At 54.2% G+C, this 18142-nt stretch carries 14 protein-coding genes and 1 CRISPR repeat array; of the genes, 6 read left to right on the top strand and 8 right to left on the bottom strand.

Annotation, left to right across the window (positions count from 1 at the left end):
- Positions 1-5: 5 nt before the first annotated feature.
- Entirely contained in the window at positions 6-296 is a 291-nt protein-coding gene (gene cas2 / locus MKY58_RS04305) for a CRISPR-associated endonuclease Cas2 (protein WP_339325048.1), read from the top strand.
- 157 nt (positions 297-453) lie between these two features.
- Positions 454-2010: a CRISPR direct-repeat array (repeat unit 32 nt; unit sequence GTCGCACCCTATGCGGGTGCGTGGATTGAAAT).
- A 284-nt stretch (positions 2011-2294) separates the two neighbouring features.
- On the opposite strand, the gene MKY58_RS04310 is transcribed toward cas2, so the two are convergent.
- The 6 genes from MKY58_RS04310 to MKY58_RS04335 form a co-directional block, all read right to left on the bottom strand.
- On the bottom strand, positions 2295-3320 hold the full coding sequence (locus MKY58_RS04310) for a glycoside hydrolase family 88 protein (protein ID WP_339323609.1): 1026 nt from the start codon (positions 3318-3320) through the stop codon (positions 2295-2297).
- 76 nt (positions 3321-3396) lie between these two features.
- Positions 3397-4230, bottom strand: a complete 834-nt coding sequence (locus tag MKY58_RS04315) for a carbohydrate ABC transporter permease (protein WP_339325049.1) — start codon at positions 4228-4230, stop codon at positions 3397-3399.
- Positions 4231-4240: 10 nt separating this feature from the next.
- Positions 4241-5164 (bottom strand): sugar ABC transporter permease, encoded by a 924-nt coding sequence (locus tag MKY58_RS04320; RefSeq protein ID WP_339323610.1) that lies wholly within the window; start codon positions 5162-5164, stop codon positions 4241-4243.
- Positions 5165-5357: 193 nt separating this feature from the next.
- Positions 5358-6713, bottom strand: a complete 1356-nt coding sequence (locus MKY58_RS04325; protein ID WP_339323611.1) for an ABC transporter substrate-binding protein — start codon at positions 6711-6713, stop codon at positions 5358-5360.
- A 234-nt stretch (positions 6714-6947) separates the two neighbouring features.
- Positions 6948-8519: a response regulator transcription factor gene (locus MKY58_RS04330; protein ID WP_339323612.1), complete on the bottom strand. Its 1572-nt coding sequence runs from the start codon at positions 8517-8519 to the stop codon at positions 6948-6950.
- Between the two features lie 3 nt (positions 8520-8522).
- Complete coding sequence (locus MKY58_RS04335; protein ID WP_339323613.1) at positions 8523-10268, bottom strand: sensor histidine kinase; 1746 nt, start codon at positions 10266-10268, stop codon at positions 8523-8525.
- Between the two features lie 412 nt (positions 10269-10680).
- Between MKY58_RS04335 and MKY58_RS04340 the strand changes: the two genes are divergently transcribed.
- The 3 genes from MKY58_RS04340 to MKY58_RS04350 all read left to right on the top strand — a co-directional run bounded on the left by MKY58_RS04340 (position 10681) and on the right by MKY58_RS04350 (position 13255).
- Positions 10681-11055, top strand: a complete 375-nt coding sequence (locus MKY58_RS04340) for a hypothetical protein (protein WP_339323614.1) — start codon at positions 10681-10683, stop codon at positions 11053-11055.
- Positions 11056-11232: 177 nt separating this feature from the next.
- Positions 11233-11727, top strand: coding sequence for a CYTH domain-containing protein (locus tag MKY58_RS04345; protein WP_339323615.1), 495 nt, complete (start codon positions 11233-11235; stop codon positions 11725-11727).
- Between the two features lie 391 nt (positions 11728-12118).
- Positions 12119-13255, top strand: coding sequence for a glycoside hydrolase family 88 protein (locus MKY58_RS04350; protein ID WP_339325050.1), 1137 nt, complete (start codon positions 12119-12121; stop codon positions 13253-13255).
- Positions 13256-13338: 83 nt separating this feature from the next.
- Here MKY58_RS04350 and MKY58_RS04355 read toward each other — a convergent pair whose 3' ends face one another.
- Complete coding sequence (locus MKY58_RS04355) at positions 13339-14379, bottom strand: chitosanase (protein WP_339323616.1); 1041 nt, start codon at positions 14377-14379, stop codon at positions 13339-13341.
- A gap of 672 nt (positions 14380-15051) precedes the next feature.
- On the opposite strand from MKY58_RS04355, the gene MKY58_RS04360 reads away from it, so the two are divergent.
- Positions 15052-15921, top strand: a complete 870-nt coding sequence (locus MKY58_RS04360) for an EamA family transporter (protein ID WP_339323617.1) — start codon at positions 15052-15054, stop codon at positions 15919-15921.
- Positions 15922-16082: 161 nt separating this feature from the next.
- Here the strand turns inward: MKY58_RS04360 and MKY58_RS04365 are convergent, their stop codons facing one another.
- Positions 16083-17033 (bottom strand): helix-turn-helix transcriptional regulator, encoded by a 951-nt coding sequence (locus MKY58_RS04365; protein WP_339323618.1) that lies wholly within the window; start codon positions 17031-17033, stop codon positions 16083-16085.
- A 253-nt stretch (positions 17034-17286) separates the two neighbouring features.
- On the opposite strand from MKY58_RS04365, the gene modA reads away from it, so the two are divergent.
- The gene (gene modA, locus MKY58_RS04370; protein ID WP_339323619.1) at positions 17287-18135 is read left to right on the top strand and encodes a molybdate ABC transporter substrate-binding protein; all 849 of its coding nucleotides are present in this window, start codon (positions 17287-17289) and stop codon (positions 18133-18135) included.
- Positions 18136-18142 lie beyond the last annotated feature (7 nt).

Raw genomic sequence — 18142 nt, forward strand, 5'->3', positions numbered from 1 at the left:
ACCTTATCCTTGTATTGGTGACGTATGATGTAAGCACGATGGATGCAGAAGGGCAGCGAAGATTGCGTAACGTATCTAAAATATGTCAGAACTACGGTCAACGCGTCCAAAATTCTGTGTTTGAGTGCATTGTAGATGCTACGCAGTTTGCGGCACTAAAGATGAAGCTTGCAGATGAGATTGATCAAAATCAGGACAGCCTTCGGTTCTACCAACTCGGTAATAATTATAAAAACAAAGTTGAGCATATAGGCGTAAAAGAGTCGCTTGATCTTGAAGGCCCCCTTATTTTATAGTGCGAATGCCAAGTGAACATGATTTCTCAGGGAGGTTCGCACCAAAAAAACCTTAGATAAAACCCATTAATGTAAAATAATTGAAATTTATTTTTGTGAAAATTGATTTTTGATTATTAAAATACTGTTTTTACGGCATTTTGGCTTAAAAATCGGTGTCGCACCCTATGCGGGTGCGTGGATTGAAATACATTTTCAAACGGTGGGGGTTCGAACACAAGTCTGAGTCGCACCCTATGCGGGTGCGTGGATTGAAATTTTTATAAGCAAATTTCGAATTACTTTATCCAAGAAGTCGCACCCTATGCGGGTGCGTGGATTGAAATGTCACAAAGACGGCCGTGACGATCGCAGGCGGGTGTCGCACCCTATGCGGGTGCGTGGATTGAAATACGGTTGTTTTTTGCAAGCACCAGCAGCTTGGAAGTCGCACCCTATGCGGGTGCGTGGATTGAAATGCTATCCCGCGGCACTCCACGAACTCATCCGCCGTCGCACCCTATGCGGGTGCGTGGATTGAAATGCCACGAAGTCACCCTCCGACCGGGCCACGTTATCGTCGCACCCTATGCGGGTGCGTGGATTGAAATCGTACTTCTCGCCATCGGCAGCCAACGCAGACGCGTCGCACCCTATGCGGGTGCGTGGATTGAAATTATGCAAAATCCCTTGAGGCCACGATTGAAAAGGTCGCACCCTATGCGGGTGCGTGGATTGAAATTGGCAGCTCGTCGAGTGGCTGGTAACTCCAGTCGCACCCTATGCGGGTGCGTGGATTGAAATAAAAGGTGATCATTCATCAAAAGAATATGGTCAAATTGTCGCACCCTATGCGGGTGCGTGGATTGAAATCGCCAAACACTTCCGCACCCACACGTCCGGATCGCGGTCGCACCCTATGCGGGTGCGTGGATTGAAATTGATTCCAGAACGCCAGGCTAAATTCGTCGTCCGGTCGCACCCTATGCGGGTGCGTGGATTGAAATCTTTGGAACACTTCTAACTGGAACCCGAGATTATGTCGCACCCTATGCGGGTGCGTGGATTGAAATGACGAGTCGCAAAGCAACTTTGATTCCCGTACATGGTCGCACCCTATGCGGGTGCGTGGATTGAAATGTAATGAAACTAAAAGAAGCACTGCGGACCAATGGCTAGTCGCACCCTATGCGGGTGCGTGGATTGAAATATCTGGAGTTAAAGACCATGGTGTTCAAGTCGCTGGTCGCACCCTATGCGGGTGCGTGGATTGAAATAGCAGGCGCAGCGGAAATTTCTAGGCTCATTTTAGTCGCACCCTATGCGGGTGCGTGGATTGAAATGACGAGTCGCAAAGCAACTTTGATTCCCGTACATGGTCGCACCCTATGCGGGTGCGTGGATTGAAATATCGAGGCACAATTGGCAATGTGGCTGTTTGTCCTGTCGCACCCTATGCGGGTGCGTGGATTGAAATGAATATGGATATCCAGCAAATCGAATTGAAAATCGTCGCACCCTATGCGGGTGCGTGGATTGAAATAAAATAGCTGCGGCCGTTTACGGCAAGGGCGACAAGTCGCACCCTATGCGGGTGCGTGGATTGAAATAGCGGGTTGATTAGCGGTCTTTCAACGGAGCGCACATAGTCGCACCCTATGCGGGTGCGTGGATACAAACTCCGCCGTGAGCATGGTAATGCTGTCGCACCCTACGCAGGTGCGTGGATTAAATGCCCTACCGACTGGGGCAATGCTAACTTCAATTTCGCACCCTATGTAATCCGATGGATTGGCTACGGTGATAAACCCTGTAGTTTAGCATCCTTAAGCTTTACCTTTGGTACGCAAAAAAGCTTGGAAACAAGCGAACAACCACCGTTAAGCAGGCTGGGGGCCTAAACGGTGGTAGTTTTCGCTTGAACAGCCAATATTATCGCGCCGTGGCATCCACAGCCTTTAAAAGTCCCGGGCCTTTACCGTTGCAGCGGTAGAGGCCCTTCTTCATGCCAACCTCCCATCAATACGGATTATTTTTAAGCAGCTCCGACAAAAACGCGAGCGTTAGTCCCTGTCCCCAGCCTTGAATTCGCTTGTCGGGCACGCCTTTGTATCCGGCGGCGTCTTTCATGACGGCGGTGCCGGCGGACACGCCGGTGACGGTGCCGTCGCTTGTAATTTTGGACAGGATGCCGTCGATTGCTTTTTGCGTGTATTTGTTGTAAATCCGGCCTTTGGTCAAAACCGCGGCGGCGATCCCGGCGGAGCCGGATGTTTCGAGCGGGGAATCCGGATCGTTCACGATCGTGTGCCACAGCCCCGATTCGTCCTGCAGCCGGACGAGGCTGCTGAGCTGGTCGCGCAGCGAACCTTCGATGACCATGAAGGACGGGTGCGTCACCGGCACCAGCTCCAGCGCCCGGGCCATCGTCAAGGCCGCCCACGCGTTGCCGCGCGCCCAGAATACGCCGGACATATGGTTGCCCGCGATGTTGTCCCAGCCGTGGTAATACAGGTTCGTGACCGGATCCTGCAGCACGTTTTCATGGCCGTGGTATTGCTTCAGGCCGTCCTCGAAATAGTCGTCGCGCTGCAGCGCCGCCCCGATCCGGAGCAGGAAATAACCGGCCATAAACATCGTGTCGACCCACGCTTGCTCCGGGAAATTGTACGTCTCCGAGTTGACGGTGTGCTGAAAAATCCCGTCGCCGAAGCGGACGGCTTCATGTGTCAAATAGTCGGCCATCTCCTGCGCCGTTTTGATGTACCGGTCATCGTTGTATACCTCGTACAAAGTGAGCAGCGAATGCCCGATGGAGACGCCGTTCACCGACAGCTTGGGCAATCCGTCCTCCATGTTTTCATCGACCCAGGCTTTCAGCGGCTCCAGGTATTCGATTTTACCCGTTGCCTGATAAGCTTCGCAGACGCCGTAAAAGGCGACGCCCCCCGGCCAGTCCCAGCTGAAATCCATCCGGAACGTGCGGTCGACCACGCGGTCGATCGTTTCAAGAATCTGTTTTTCGTCAAATACGAGTGCTGGCATTTGGTTCGTGCCCCTTTCGAGAATGTTTTGTGCTTGGAGAATACATTCGTGATTCCATTCGGCGCCCCCGGCCGGATCAGCCTTTCAGCCCGGTGGTACTGATGCCTTCGACGATGTATTTTTGGAAAATGAAGAAGACGATGACGACCGGCAGCAGCGACAGCGTCGCCATGGCGAACATGCCGCCCCAATTGTTCAGGGATTCGCCGTCCAGGAACAGCTTAAGCGCGAGCGACACCGGATATTTGTCCGGGCTGTTCAAATAAATGAGCGGGTTGATGAAATCGTCCCAGCGCCAGTAAAAGGAGAAAATCGAGCTTGTGATGAGCGCCGGCCCGATCAGCGGCAGGACCACCCGGTAAAACACGCCGTATTTGCTGCAGCCGTCGATTTTGGCCGCTTCGTCGAGCTCCTTCGGGATCGTCCGGATAAACTGCATGATCAGGAAGATAAAAAACGGCGTCCCGAAAAAATGCGGGATGATCAGCGGTTTGAACGAAGAAAGCCAGCCGAATTTGGCGAACATAACGTATTGCGGTACGATGACGACGTCATGGGGCAGCATCATGGTGGCCATCATGCAGGCGAACCAGAATTTTTGCCCGAAAAACTTTGTTCTGGCGAGCCCGAAGGCGACGAGGGCGGAAGAAGCCACCGCGCCGATGGTCGAAATGACGACGATGACAAAAGAATTTTTGAAAAAGGTCGCAAACGTCGTGCCGCCGAACCCCTGAAAGCCGGTCGCATAGTTGGAAAATTCGAGGCGGCTGGGAATGAGGCTGTAGGACGTTGCGAAAATTTCGTCGTTCGGCTTCAGGGAGCTGGCCACCAGCCACAGGATCGGGTAGATCATCAGCAGGGCGAACACCGTGACCAGCACGTGGTAGAGGATGCGTTTCGGTTTCGACATGGCCATGGCTTTAATCTCCCTTCGTTTCGTAATGAACCCAGCGGGTCGATGATTTGAAGATCAGCAGCGTCAGCGCGCCGACGATGAGCAGCATGATCCAGGCCAGCGCCGAGGCGTACCCCATCTCGAAATGCGAAAACGCTTTGCGGTACAAATAAAGTGAATACAGCAGCGTCTGATCCAGCGGACCGCCTTCCCCGCGGGAAATGATGTACGCCGGCGTAAACGTCATAAACGCGGAGATCGTCTGCAGCGTCAGGTTGAACAGGATGATCGGGCTGAGCATCGGGAGCGTGATGTGGAAGAAGCGGCGGACCCCGTTAGCCCCGTCGACGCTGGCCGCCTCGTAATAATCCTTCGGGATGTTTTTCAGCCCCGCCAAAAAAATGATCATCGACGAGCCGAACTGCCAGGTGGATAACGCGATCAGCGTCCACAGCGCAGTGCTGGGGCTGCCGATCCACGAGGTCGAGGAAGGGATGCCGATCAGCGTCAGGAAGGAGTTGACCAGCCCCTGGTCTCCGAAAATTTGCTGCCACATGATCGACACCGCCACGCTTCCCCCAATCAGGGACGGCAGGTAAAAGGCGGAGCGGTACAGCCCGACGGCCCGGGTGGCCGTGTTCAGCACCATCGCCACGAACAAGGCGAAAATGAGGCGCAGCGGCACGCTGCCCAGGACGTACGTAAACGTGACTTGAAACGATTTGGCGACTTTTTCGTCGTCCATGAACATCCGTTTGTAGTTGTCGAAGCCGAGCCATCTCGGCGCCTCCATCAGGTTATAATCCGTGAAGGAGTAATACAGCGAGGACAACACCGGATACAGCGTAAAGATCAGAAAGCCAAGCACGAACGGGGCCGTAAAAACATAACCGGTGATGTGCTCGTTATCCCGCAGCTTTTTCATAACGTCAACTCCTAGGCTCAACATGGTTCAGGATTTTGCGAAAAATCCTTGGTATATCTCGATTATAGAAACGGGCGGCGGATGGAGTAATGGATAAAACCGGGCTCTTTGTTCAAAAAGCAGAGGTGTGGAATCCCGGAAAATGCATATCTCCGCACAACAAAAGAGAGCCCGTCAACCGCCACCGGTTTTCAGCTCTCTTTGTCAGAATGCTGGGTTATTTCTGGCTTCGGGCCAAAATGGCGTTCGCTTCTTTGCGGAATTCGGCGGCCGCCTCGTCGATCGCGATTTTCTTGAACAACATCTTTTCGCTCAGATCGCGCAGCAGCTTTTCGATTTCCACCGCTCCGATCGGATTCGGAGGATCCATCGGGCTGCTGTTGGATTCGACCCAAGTGACGTAATCGAAAATTTTGGCTTCGTTTTCCGTCAAATTCGGCTTCAGCGCTTCTTTTACCTTGGAGGAGACCGGTACGCCGCGTTCGCCTTTGATGAGCTGGTTCGCCTCGATGTCGTTGATGAAAAAGCTGATGAATTTCGCCGCTTCTTCCTTCTGTTTGGACGTCTCCGCGATGGAGAAATACATGGATGGCTTCAGGAACAGGCCTTCTTTCGTTCCGGGGCCCGGCATCGGATTCAGCTCCAGCGGACGGTCCTTCACCAGATTGGCGACGGCCAGGAACTGGTTGGACCAGCCGGTGCCGGAGACGGAGTGGCCGAGCAGGATTTCGTCCTCTTCGGCGACGCCTTTTTTCTGGGCTTCTTTATCCAGGGACAAAATGTAGCCGTTGTCGTACCATTTTTGGTAGCGGGTGAAATAATCGATAAACGGTTTGTCGTCGGCGTATCCGAGCGTTTTGCCGTCCTCGCTGTACATTTTTTGGCCGATCGTTCTCAGGTAATAAGGGAAAAAGACGTCGTGGCGGAACGCAAAGCCGCCGATTAGCAGCCCTTTGGCTTTCGCTTGGGCGCCCATCTTGTCCATATCGTCCCATGTCCATTCTTTGGACGGGATATCGATGCCGTTTTTCTTCATCGTTTCCACGTCGAACGTCGTTTGCAGCGCATTGACCCCGAGGTTCATGGCTACGAGCTTGCCGCCCACTTCCCCGCCTTTCAGCGCGTTTTCGCTCACGTCTTTGACGTCCAGCACGCCGCTGTCCGTAAAAGGCTTCAGATCCGCCAACTGGTTGCGCCCGGCATATTGGCTCAAATACGAGATGTCCATCTGGATGATGTCGGGCAGGCCGCCGGCTACCGCCTGAGGCGCGAGCTTTTTCCAGTAGTCGTCGAACGGCGCGTATTCCGGCTCGATCGTGACGTTCGGATGTTTTTCCTCGTACATTTTGATGACCTTCAGGGTGTAATCGTGCCGGGACTGGCCGCCCCACCAAGCGATGCGGAGCTTGACCGGCTCCTTGCTATCTCCGCCTTTATCGCCGGAAGCTTCCTGGTTCGCAGGTTTCGGCGTCGACGCCGTGCCGCCCGATTTATCCGCCGTTCCTCCTCCCGAACAACCGATGAGGCTGGCCATCAAGGAAAACAGCAATACGGCAGTGAACGTTTTTCTCATCGTATTTCCTCCCCTTATCGTGAACCGTTTCCTAAACTGATTGTGCTTACAAGTTCATTATCGATATTTGCCTCCTTCGGGGTAAGGAAAAAAACCGACCTGTTTGTTTAAAAAGCAGAGGTGTGGCACGGCGGGGGCTCCACGGTTTTCTGCATGCCGCTAGGGAAAGAGGGCGGGACAGAGGTCTGACAGGTTGTATGTACAACTTCATGCCCAGCCCGGTCCTTATACGGGTCATGCGTTGGCGCGGCCCCAATCCAAGGCAGCTTTGCGGATATACTCCGACGGCGTGCAGCCCACCTGTTTTTTGAATACTTGGCTGAAATATTGGGGGTTGTCGCCGAAGCCGAGCCTTTCGGCCATTTCGAAGATTTTGACGTCCGGATCGGAGGCCATCAGCTCGGTTGCCCGCTGAATGCGGATCCGCATGACGTAATTGGAAAATTTTTCGCCGGTTTCTTTTTTGAACAGCTTGCCGAGATAATCGGCGTTCATGTAAAGCATTTCATGGGCAACCATGTTCAGGGACAACGCGGAGTTTCCCAGATGCTCCTCCACGATGTCGATCACTTTCCGGACGATGGCGTTATATTTGCACGCATTCCGTTCAGCGTTGCGGCGCGAGATCTCTTGGACTGCATGTTCGAGAAAAGAATGGATCGCCTGCAGCGATTCCATTTCGGCAATTTCGGGGATGCGTTTATACGCTTCGTCCATCCGTTCCGGATCGGCCAGCCGGATAAGGGAAGCGTACTGCCGGATCGCGTACGACTTGGCCATGTCGATGCCGAGCTGGGCGCGTTTCATTTCGGCGATGAACCCGGATAAGGCCAGCGCCGCTTCTTCGGCGCGGCCGGAGCGAACCGGAAGGATGAGCCGTTCTTCGTCGAAATCAAACTCCGCGTCTTGGCTGCCCGGGGAGAGTGCATCTTGTCTTGTAATGATGCCGCTTTCGTCCAGGTAAAACCGGTAATCCAGGCATCGCAGCGTTTCGCGGTACAGCCTTCTGGCCTGCGCCATGGGGCCGGGATCGCTGACGGCAATGGTGACGTTGGTTTTGTAATAGAGGCTGAAGGTGCTGCGGACGTCTTGAAGGCCGCGGTAAAAAGACTCCTGATCCTGCGGATCGGCCATCAAAATCAGCACGTGGTCGCCGATCGTCGTGCTCAATAACGTCGACTGCAGCACGTCTTCGGCAATGTTTTTGACGGCAAACCGGTGCTCGAAATCCGTTTCGCCCTCAAGCTGGCAGAGCAGAAGCCGGATCGGCTGGTCGAAGGGATAAGGGAACAGCCCGCGGTATTCCTCCAGGTCGCGCGTTCCGTAGGTTTTGTTGGTGACGAATTCCTTGAGCACCTGTTCTTTCGCATGGGGGATGACTTTCTCGAAACGCCGCTTCATGTCGCGGATGAACGTTTCCCTGCTTTGCTGCCGGTCGAGCTCTTCCGTGACTTCCCTGAGCGCTTCGGCTATTTTGACCTCGTCGGTCGGTTTCAGCAAATAATGCTTCACGCCGTATTGCATGGCGCGGTTAGCATATTCGAATTCCCCGTAACCGGAGAGCAGCACGAATTTGACGGCGGGATGGGTGCCGTGGGTTTTGGCGACCAGCTCCAGACCGTCCAGGCCCGGCATCCGGATGTCGCTGACGACGATATCCGGCGCCGCCTCGACGATTTTTTCGTAAGCCTGAATCCCGTTTTGCGCCGTTCCGATCAGCTCCGTCCGGAATGCGGACCAATCGACCATTTGGGAGATGCCGTCCAAAATAATCCTTTCGTCGTCTACCAGAAGAACCTTATACATTGCTTATCCCTCCAATTCTTTTGGCAACTTGATGATCACGCGGGTTCCTTGGCCGGGGGCGCTGTCGATGTCCACGCCGCACCGCTCCCCGAAGGCAAACCGGATCCGCTCGTCAATATTCAACAGCCCGATCCCGTTTCCTGCCGCAACGAGTTTTCCTTCCCGCAGCAGTTCGAGCGTTTCGGGAGGCATGCCCGGCCCGTCGTCCTCGACGATCAGGCAAAATGCATCCGCTTCGTACCGGCTGTAAATGGCGATGGTACAGGTGTTCACCGAAGGCTCAAGCGCGTAGTGGATCGCGTTTTCGAGCAGCGGCTGCAGGGTCAGCTTCGGGATTTTGCGCGCATACTCCCGTTCCTCGAGCTCCATGCGGAAGGACAACCGGTCCTCAAACCGGAATTTCTGGATCGTCACGTAATTCCGCACCATCTCCAGTTCTTCCCCCAGCGTCAGGATCGGTTCCTTTAAGCTGACGGCGTTGCGCAGCAAAAAGGCCAGCGCCTGAACCATTTGCGAGATGCGGGTTTGCTTGTTGACCTTTGCCATCCAGTTGATGGATTCCAGCGTGTTGTACAGAAAGTGGGGATTGATTTGGGCCTGCAGCGCCTTGAATTCGGTCTCCTTGATGAGCAGCCTGCTGGCATAGTTTTCGGTAATGAGCGCGTTGATTCGTTCGACCATCAGGCGGAACGTCCGGTGCAGCAGTCCAAGCTCATCCATGGCCGGCGGCTCCTGATCCGAGGCCAGCACGTTCGCTTCGGCGAAATTTCCTTTTTCCGCAAGCTTCATGCGGGCGATCAAATTTTCGATCGGACGGGTCAGGCTGCGGGAGAAGCGGATGCCGCAAAGGATGGCCACGGCAAAAATAAGAATGAATACGATGACGACAAGCTCTTTGATAAACACGATTTGTTTGAAAATCCGGTTGAAAGGCGTGACGTTCAAGTAGGTCCATCCGGTATCCGCTGAACGGTTGTAAGCGACGAAATAGGTTTGCTGATCGATTTCCTTGATAAAATACCCGGCTCCCGCGAAGAGGGCGTCCTGCAAGGCGGACGGGTCGAAATCAAGCCTGGAGGGGTAAATCACGACGGTGCCCGCCGTCATCATGAACACGCCTTCCTCGGCCGCCAGCTCCTGGATGATCCGGTCCATGTTGATCCGCATAAAAATCGTGCCGATTTCCTTCAGGTCAAACAGTGTCCCGGAGTAGGAGCGGATATCCCGCGACAGGATGAGGGCAGGGTCGGAAGCGTCGGGATAGGTCCACCGGGCTTCGCCTTTGGCCTCCGCGGCCAGCTTCAAGATGGAAGCCCGTTTGTCCGGGGCGATCGGGATGACGCTGCCGAGATCCTGCTGGGCCCCGTGGGCATCCACGACATGGATGGAATAGAGGGACGGCTCGGAACCGACGTAATTGAGCAGCCGGTCGACCAGGCGCTGGCGCAGGGTCAGGCGGTCGTAGTCGGAATCGCTGTCGGCGATGGAACGGAGCAGGGACTGGATTTGCGTGTCGGTCGCGACGCTGAAGGACAGCTGCTCGATCCGCTCCAGCTCCTTTTCGATCGCGGAGGAAGACAAATGCAGCACCTGCGAGGACTTTTGATACAGCTGCTCGTCATACACCGAAAAGGCGTACTGCAGGACAATCAGCGCAAAAGCGAACGTCGTCGCGACGATCAAGGCGATCAGCAGGGAAAGTTTGTTTTTGATCTTCATATGCTTGAATGAGACGAACCCTTTTTGCACGCGACTCCTCCCATGGCAGTGGAATTTAGTACACATTATGTCACTGTCATGTAAACGCTGTCAATATTAGGATGGACCTGACAAGGGGACTTTTTGAACAAGGAGGATGGTCTTGCGCCTTCCATTGGCTGCGGGTGCCGGGGGATCATGGCATAAGGGTCAGCTTATGCGGAAAGGATGAATAAAGGAGGGATGTCACGTGAGGAAAAGCGGAACTGCAGGCCGGGAGTTGAATATAATGAAGACATGAAGCGAATCGCTGCTTGATTTTTTTTTTTTTTTTTTTTTTTTTTTTTTTCGCGCCACCCGGATTTGACATAGCTAACTGTGTTTAGTATTATTACAGTAATCTTCTTTTTGTTATATACGCAGTTACAGTTTGTATATCAATTTAAGGTAAGGCGGTGGAAGAATGAAATTCGGAATTGGCGATTGGGTTCAAGGGAAGACGGTAGACGGAGAGTTTATTCACGGATATATCGAGACGCTGGATGCCCAGCAGGAGATCGTTCGAGTACGCGTCGTTCAATCGGATCATGAAGAAGCGGTCGGCAAAACGGTCGCGGTGCGCAGCTCGTGGCTGAAGCAGCTTCCGGCAGCCCCCCTTACAGACCGGCAGAATCTCGAAAGCTTGATCGACCTTGCCTTGTCCACGTGGGATGAAGCCTGGTTCGACGAACTGACGGGGCTTCTGGAGGGCTTAAACAGCGAAGAAGAACAAGGCAAACAGCGTGCCCGGCTTCAAGGTTCCTTCCGGAACCGGCTCGGTTTGTTTGAAAATAAATGACGGCAAGGCCCGGATTTTCCGGGTCTTTGTTTTTTTAGGAACGGTTTCGCGGCGAAATGGCCGGCATGGGCCGGGATTTGCGTCTGGACGAGCTTGTTCGTGCTCATTGTTCCTCGCCGGTCCCGCCCGTATAATGGATAGTACATGCACGAAAATGACATAACGGGAGGCAAACGGATGGTGCTTGAGATTGAACGCAAATTTTTGCTGCCGGAATTTCCGGCGGCGCTGCTCGACGAACAGGGGCTGCGGATCGAAAAGGAGCAGATGATCGAGCAGACGTACCTGGCGATCCATGAAGACCAGGAGCTGCGGGTTCGGAAAATCTCCGACGTGAAGACCGGCCTGACGGAATACACCCATACGTTCAAAAAAGGCCACGGCATTGCCCGGGAGGAAGTGGAATATTCCATCTCGGCAGGGATCTATGAGCAAATGATCGCCAAACACGGCGCGGTGCCGCTGATCAAAAAGCGCACGACGGCCGCTTGGGGAAACCGCCTGATCGAAATCGACGAATACGAGCAAATCGAACTGCGGGTATTGGAAGTGGAATTCGCTTCCGTTTCGGAGGCGGAACGTTTCGTTCCGCCGGCGTGGTTCGGCCGGGATATCAGCTCCGACAAAAGGTACAGCAACAAAAAGGTGTGGAAGCAGCTGCAAAGCCGTTAAGGACAAAGCGGACGCGCGAAGAGGTACGGGGGCAGTTCGTTTGTTCACGGATATAAAGGTATGGACAAATCCGCCGACCGGTGCCTATTATCTTAATAAGCGCATTTCGGCGCGCACAGCAGCGCTATTTTACCTACCCAAGCAGCGTCCGCTTCTTGGGGCTTACCGGAAAACGGCGATCCGTGGACGCGGGTATCCACATGAACGAGGCAAAAGACGGGCGGCAAGCGCCCCTCTTCGCGCCCCGGCGACATACAATTGAAAGCGCATACGGCAGCAATCTCCGCTTCCGATGAAGGAAATGGCCATGGTTTTTCACGGGGATGAGGCCGAAAGCCGTGAAGGTTTGCTTCAAATCATGAATGAACTCGAAAAGGAGAATCAACGTACGATGTGGCAAAAAGCGATTGAAGATGCAGCGGGAAAAATCAAACGTAATGCGGTTCGCCATCCGGGGCTGTTCCCTCATATTGTCGGGCAAAGCGCAAACGGAGAGAAACGTTACGACTGGGGTGCGAACGAGGACTGGATCGAAGGGTTTTATACCGGAATGATGTGGCTTTGTTACGAATACGGCGGAGATGCATTTTTCCGTGAGTCGGCGGCGGCGCAACTGGATCAATACCGCCACCGTCTGGAAAAGCATATCAGCCTCGACCATCATGACATCGGGTTTTTGTATTCCCTTTCGGCCGTGGCCCAGTGGCGCGTGCTGAAGGACGAGAAAGCCCGTGAGCTGGCGCTGCAGGCGGCGGATAAGCTGCTTTTGCGCTGGCGCCCGCGAATCGGGGCGATTCAGGCCTGGGGACCCGAAGGCGATCCGGAAAACGGGGGACGGATCATCATCGACTGCCTGCTGAACCTGCCGCTGTTGTATTGGGCCCATCTGCAGACGGGCGACGAAAAATATTACGATATCGCTTACCGCCACGCGCTCCTCAGCCGGCGTTTCCTCGTTCGCGGCGACGGCTCGTCGTACCATACGTTTTATTTCAACCAGGAAAACGGCAATGCCATCCGCGGCGGTACGCATCAAGGGTATCAGGACGGCTCGACGTGGACGCGGGGGCAAGCCTGGGGAATATACGGTTTTGCGTTGTCCTACCGGTACACGCGGGACGAGCGTTTTCTGGATACGTCCAAGCGCATGGCCCGATATTTTATCGAACATTTGCCGGAGGACGACGTGGCGTATTGGGATTTCGACGCGCCGGTCGAACCGGGAACGCCGCGCGACAGCTCCGCCTCGGCCATCGTGGCCTGCGGTTTGCTGGAGCTGCTTGAGCTGATGGACGAACACGATCCGCAGCGCGGATATTTCGCGGACGCTTTGCAGCGGATGATGGCGTCGCTTGTCGAAAACTACTCTACGATCGGCATGCCGGACGCGGAGGGCCTGCTGCAGCATGGCTCTTATCATGTCCGCGGCGGCATCGGCCCCGACGATTACATGATCTGGGGAGATTATTATTACCTGGAGGCGCTGGTAAGGATGTCGAAGGGGATTAAGGGATATTGGTACGAATAAGGCAGGATCGAACTTTGTAAAGACTTATACTGAGAAAGCAGGGGCACCGTTCACGATGCCCGCTGCTTTTTCCGGTTTCCGGCTTACTTCAGCTCCCAATCGGTGACCTTTTGGATCGCCGCATCGGCATTTTTTAAATCGGTTTCGCCCATGTTCAGGAGCGTGCTCCATTGTTTGACGCGGTTTTTTCCGTTCGGCGGCTGGTTGTAGTCGTTCGTGTCCACGATTTTGGTGCGTTCGGCGTAAAATTTCGTCATAAACGTCTTTTCGTCCTTGCTGCTTCCCGAGCGGGACAGGATGCCTTGAAGGCTGCCGGAGTCGCCCGTGGCGCCTTGGTTAAGAGCGGTGTCGACGAAAGAGCCGATCGTCAGCGCCGAAGTGAAGCCGCGTTTTTTCGCCTGCTCGACGCTGTATTTGATGTATACGTTATAGAAGGTGCGCCACATCGCTTCCCGCCAGGCCGCGTCATTCTGCAGGCTGTTGATTTTTTTGACGAATTTGCTTTCGCTGTCCGAGATGACCAGGATGCCGTTTTTCATTTTGCCGTTGATGCCAAGGCGCTTCAGGGCGCCTTCGACGCTTGGATTGCTTGCGCCCTTGGCGCGGTCGTACTCTTTAAAAAGTTCGGGACCGTCCGGCCCTTCGTCGTTCGGCCCCCCGGTTGTCGCGCCGAAAATACCGATGGTATACCCGCGGTCATCTCCGATATCCTCGCAATATCCGTAATATTTCGTCCAGTTGAGGTCGTCCTGCTCCGGTTTGTTGACGAGCTTCATGATGTTGTCCCACTGCTCGCCGTCAAGGCCGGTGTTGGCTTTCAGAAATTGCAGCGTTTCCGGCGAAAAGTTGGCGTCATGGCTTCCCGCCACAGCGGCGAAGGCTTGGACGTCCGCCTCGGAGGCTTCGGCCGAAGGGCTTGCGTTGAGTTCAGCATTGATATCCGTTTCCAGGGGGATGGAGATCTCCGTCGGTTCAAGCTGCTCCGCATCCGAAACCTGCTCGTCGGCAAAAGCCTTCACCGGAACGGGGCCCGACATGGCGATCATGGAACCCAGCAGCGTAAAGCTGAGCAGAAATACGGTTAACTTTTTTCTTGCGGCGGCTTGTTTGCTTGAGTTGTTCATCCGTTTATTCCTCCAATTCGAAGATAGAAGATACGTTCACTTAAATTAATACGCTTTAACTTTAATTCGTTAAAAATTTCCGAGTTCATTTTTCTTGTTGCAGGCGGGTGCGTTTTTTTAAGTTTAAGCGCTTAAACTTTAAGAGCGAAAAAACATACCATTCCGTATGCCAAACACCCCATGATGGAATGCCGTGGATCCGCCGGCCTTCATCCCGCCCTTTTGGGGATGCAGCATGAGCATACTTGAGTTTGCGGCAATTGAACAGGGTACAACAGACTATTGCGTACGCGGATGTATGTGTAGATACTTTATCCTAATCAGGCGAAAGGAATGCTGCGGAGCATGGCAGCGTTCGACTCCGTTCGCCTTCAAATGCGATCGATAGACAGTCATAACGGTTGTTCGAAAGCCGCACGTAGAATCCGGAGTCGCTTTTTGGCTGGCGGCGAGCATTTCCTTTTATAAAGCCCTGTTGGAAAAAAAGAGCACTTCTTTTGGGGAGGATCTTCTGCTTGGGCCGGGTTTCTGATATGGTGGTAAGGCAGAAAATTCGGGGTTAGGCGAGTAAAAGGAACGCAACTTCATATGCTATGCATGGAATCATCCGATATACATATGGCTCCGCTCGGCGAACGAAGGGCTGACCTAAGAAAGGGGGACTGATCGGCAATGTGGATTGCCTTTGCATTTGGGGCGGCGCTGTTCGCCGGCATCACATCGATTCTTGCCAAAATCGGGATCCGCAACGTGGATTCTAACCTGGCCACCGCGCTGCGCACGTGGGTCGTTTTGATTTTCTCCTGGCTGATGGTTTTTGTGGTCGGGTCGCAGAACACGATCGCGGCTTTAAGCGGAAAAAGCTTGTTGTTTCTCCTGTTGTCCGGCCTGACGACGGGAGCTTCTTGGATCTGTTATTTCCGGGCGCTGCAGCTTGGGGACGTCAACAAGGTCACGCCGGTCGATAAGTCGAGCAATGTGCTGACGATGATGTTGGCGTTTGTTTTTCTCGGCGAGCGGCTGACGTGGATCAATGCCATCGGAATGGTGGTCATCGCGGCCGGCACATATATGATGATCCAAAAAAGCAAATCGGAAAAAGCGGCGTCCGCCGTCCGCAGAAGCTGGCTGGTTTACGCCTGTTTATCCGCGTTATTCGCGGCATTAACCTCGATTTTGGGCAAAATCGGCATCGAGGGCGTGGAGTCCAACCTGGGGACGGCAATCCGGACGATTGTCGTGCTTTTGATGGCTTGGCTGATCGTGTTTGTCCAAAAAAAGCAGGGAGAGATCAAACGGATCGACCGCAAAAGCTGGCTGTTTATCACCCTGTCCGGGCTGGCGACGGGCCTGTCGTGGTTATGCTTTTACAAAGCGCTGCAGGATGGCCCGGCAAGCGTTGTCGTGCCGATCGACAAGCTCAGCATTTTGATCACGGTGCTGTTCGCCTTCGTTTTTCTGAAGGAAAAGCTGTCGCTGAAATCGACGGCCGGATTGGTGCTGCTGACGGCGGGAACGCTTTTGTTGCTGCTCAAAGGATAGCGAAATAACCCTGCAAAGCCGGGCCAATGGCTCTGAAGCCTATTCAGGTGCTTTGCGGGGGTGCCGAAGGATTTAAATTCTTATACTAAAAAGGAGCTGTCCCATAGGTCGCTTTGGACCCAGGGCAGCTCCTTTTATTTATGGCCAAGCAAGGAAGGCGGTCACGTCTCGAACAAAACTTCCCCCGTGCGCGACAAGTCGTACCCCGCGATCGTTTGCAGCTCCTTCCGGAACTCCTCCGAACGCAAAATGTCCAGCAGCGCCCCGATCCATGCCCTATTCTCCGGCTTTTTCAGCATCACCAGATCGTAGCGCTCCTGAATGAGCGGGATAAAATCCACCTGCCCGACGATCGCTGCGGCTTTTTCGATGCCGACGCCGACGTCGGCGTCGCTGGACGCAACCTTGGCCGCCACGCCGATATGGTTGGTCTGCTCCTCTTCATATCCATCGAGCCGCTCCGGCCGGATGCCGTGCAGGCGCAGCTGCTCGTCCAACAGAACGCGGGCGCCGGAACCTTTCTCTCGGTTTGCCATCCGCAGGCCGGGACGGGCCAGATCGGACCAGCCGGACAGCCCGAGCGGATTGCCTTTTTGCACGTAAAGCCCGGCGTTTCTCGACAGCAGGTTCACGACCATGTAGGAAGAGCCGACGAGCAGCTTGCGGATGTACGGAATGTTGTATTCGCCGGTATCCCCGTCCAGCAGATGGGTGCTGACGATGTCCGATTCCCCGCGGTACATGGCGATCAGACTGTCCAGGCTTCCGACGTAGGCGCGCAGCGGGCGGACGCCGGGGATGCCTTTTTCCATATATTTGACCAAAATGTCGAGGCTGAGATCCTGTCCCGTCACGACCAGCGGGCGAACTCCGTTCATGGCCGGCGCGGCGGAAAGGGGAAGGCTGTCGGCCGCTTGGACGGGGACGGACGCCGTTCGGATGCCTTTGGCCCGCTGCTTGTAAGCTTCGAGATCCGACGCGTCCACGCGCATCTGTTTGCCGACGCGGTAGGACGGAAGCTCTCCTTTTTTGATCAGATCGTAAACGGTGAGCTTGGATATTTTCAGCATTTTGGCGATTTCTTCGGTGGTATAGGATATATCGCTCGACATGGAAATCCTCCTCGTTCAAAACAAACGCTCGTTTGGCAAAAGCCTTATGCTTCTTCTTCCATTGTAACATGCCGATTTTGCAAAAAGCCAAGAAACATACTGCTTCTTGATCATCAAGCGGAATGCGGCCCAACGGATTTGTTGTCCGATTGTGAAACATTTCTGAAATAGGTTTACAATGCGTGTCACGCCCAATATAATTTATATCAATTATAACTAATTATTATTAAATATAATGATCTGGAGTGTTGACATGCGAAAAATGTATCGAAACAGTATGGTTTGGTTTGTTTTTGCGCTGATTCTGGCGTTGGCGACAGGCTGCGGAAACGCGTCGAAAACGGATGCCAACCCTAAAGCAGCGTCAGGTTCGAACCCAGCGGCACCGAATGCGGAGCCGTTATCCAAAGCGGACTTGACGATTTCCGCGGCCGCAAGCATGACCGATGCGCTTGAGGAAATCAAGGCCGCCTACGAGAAGTCCCATCCCAACGTGGAGCTGAATTTCAATTTCGGCGGCTCCGGCGCGCTGCAAAAGCAAATCGAGCAGGGAGCCCCGGCAGACCTGTTCCTCTCCGCCGCGGTCAAAAACATGAAGCCGCTTGTCGAGCAGGGGCTTATGGCCGACGGCAAGGTGAAAACCCTCCTGAAAAACGAGCTGGTCGCCGTCGTGCCGGCGGATTCCGCGAGTCCGGTCGGCAGCATCGGAGACTTGGGCAAAGCTGAGGTCAAAAGGATCGCGATCGGCATCCCGGAAAGCGTTCCGGCAGGCAATTACGCGAAGGAAGCGCTGACGAACGCGAAGCTGTGGGAGCCGCTTCAGCCGAAGCTGGTCCAGGCCAAAGACGTGCGGCAGGTGCTTCAATACGTCGAAACGGGCAATGCCGACGCCGGGTTCGTCTATAAAACAGACGCGTTGTCTTCTTCGAAAATCGGCATCGCGTTTACGGTGGACCAGGCCTCCTATTCGGTAGTGGAATATCCGGTCGGGATCGTCAAAGCCACCAAACATGCGCGGGAAGCGGAGGATTTTTACGAATATTTGCAGTCGCAAGCTGCGCTTGACGTCTTTGTCAAATACGGCTTTTCCGTTCCGGAGTAAAAAGGAT

The sequence above is a fragment of the Paenibacillus sp. FSL W8-0194 genome (genome assembly GCF_037969745.1).
Taxonomy (GTDB): Bacteria; Bacillota; Bacilli; order Paenibacillales; family Paenibacillaceae; genus Paenibacillus_AQ; species Paenibacillus_AQ cookii.

Excerpts from the sequence above, each read along its gene's own strand:
- MKY58_RS04310 (WP_339323609.1), bottom strand. The coding sequence starts at position 3,320 with ATGCCAGCACTCGTATTTGACGAAAAACAGATTCTTGAAACGATCGAC.
- MKY58_RS04315 (WP_339325049.1), bottom strand. The coding sequence starts at position 4,230 with ATGTCGAAACCGAAACGCATCCTCTACCACGTGCTGGTCACGGTGTTC.
- MKY58_RS04320 (WP_339323610.1), bottom strand. The coding sequence starts at position 5,164 with ATGTTGAGCCTAGGAGTTGACGTTATGAAAAAGCTGCGGGATAACGAG.
- MKY58_RS04325 (WP_339323611.1), bottom strand. The coding sequence starts at position 6,713 with ATGAGAAAAACGTTCACTGCCGTATTGCTGTTTTCCTTGATGGCCAGC.
- MKY58_RS04330 (WP_339323612.1), bottom strand. The coding sequence starts at position 8,519 with ATGTATAAGGTTCTTCTGGTAGACGACGAAAGGATTATTTTGGACGGC.
- MKY58_RS04340 (WP_339323614.1), top strand. The coding sequence starts at position 10,681 with ATGAAATTCGGAATTGGCGATTGGGTTCAAGGGAAGACGGTAGACGGA.
- MKY58_RS04345 (WP_339323615.1), top strand. The coding sequence starts at position 11,233 with ATGGTGCTTGAGATTGAACGCAAATTTTTGCTGCCGGAATTTCCGGCG.
- MKY58_RS04350 (WP_339325050.1), top strand. The coding sequence starts at position 12,119 with ATGTGGCAAAAAGCGATTGAAGATGCAGCGGGAAAAATCAAACGTAAT.
- MKY58_RS04355 (WP_339323616.1), bottom strand. The coding sequence starts at position 14,379 with ATGAACAACTCAAGCAAACAAGCCGCCGCAAGAAAAAAGTTAACCGTA.
- MKY58_RS04360 (WP_339323617.1), top strand. The coding sequence starts at position 15,052 with ATGTGGATTGCCTTTGCATTTGGGGCGGCGCTGTTCGCCGGCATCACA.
- MKY58_RS04365 (WP_339323618.1), bottom strand. The coding sequence starts at position 17,033 with ATGTCGAGCGATATATCCTATACCACCGAAGAAATCGCCAAAATGCTG.
- modA (WP_339323619.1), top strand. The coding sequence starts at position 17,287 with ATGCGAAAAATGTATCGAAACAGTATGGTTTGGTTTGTTTTTGCGCTG.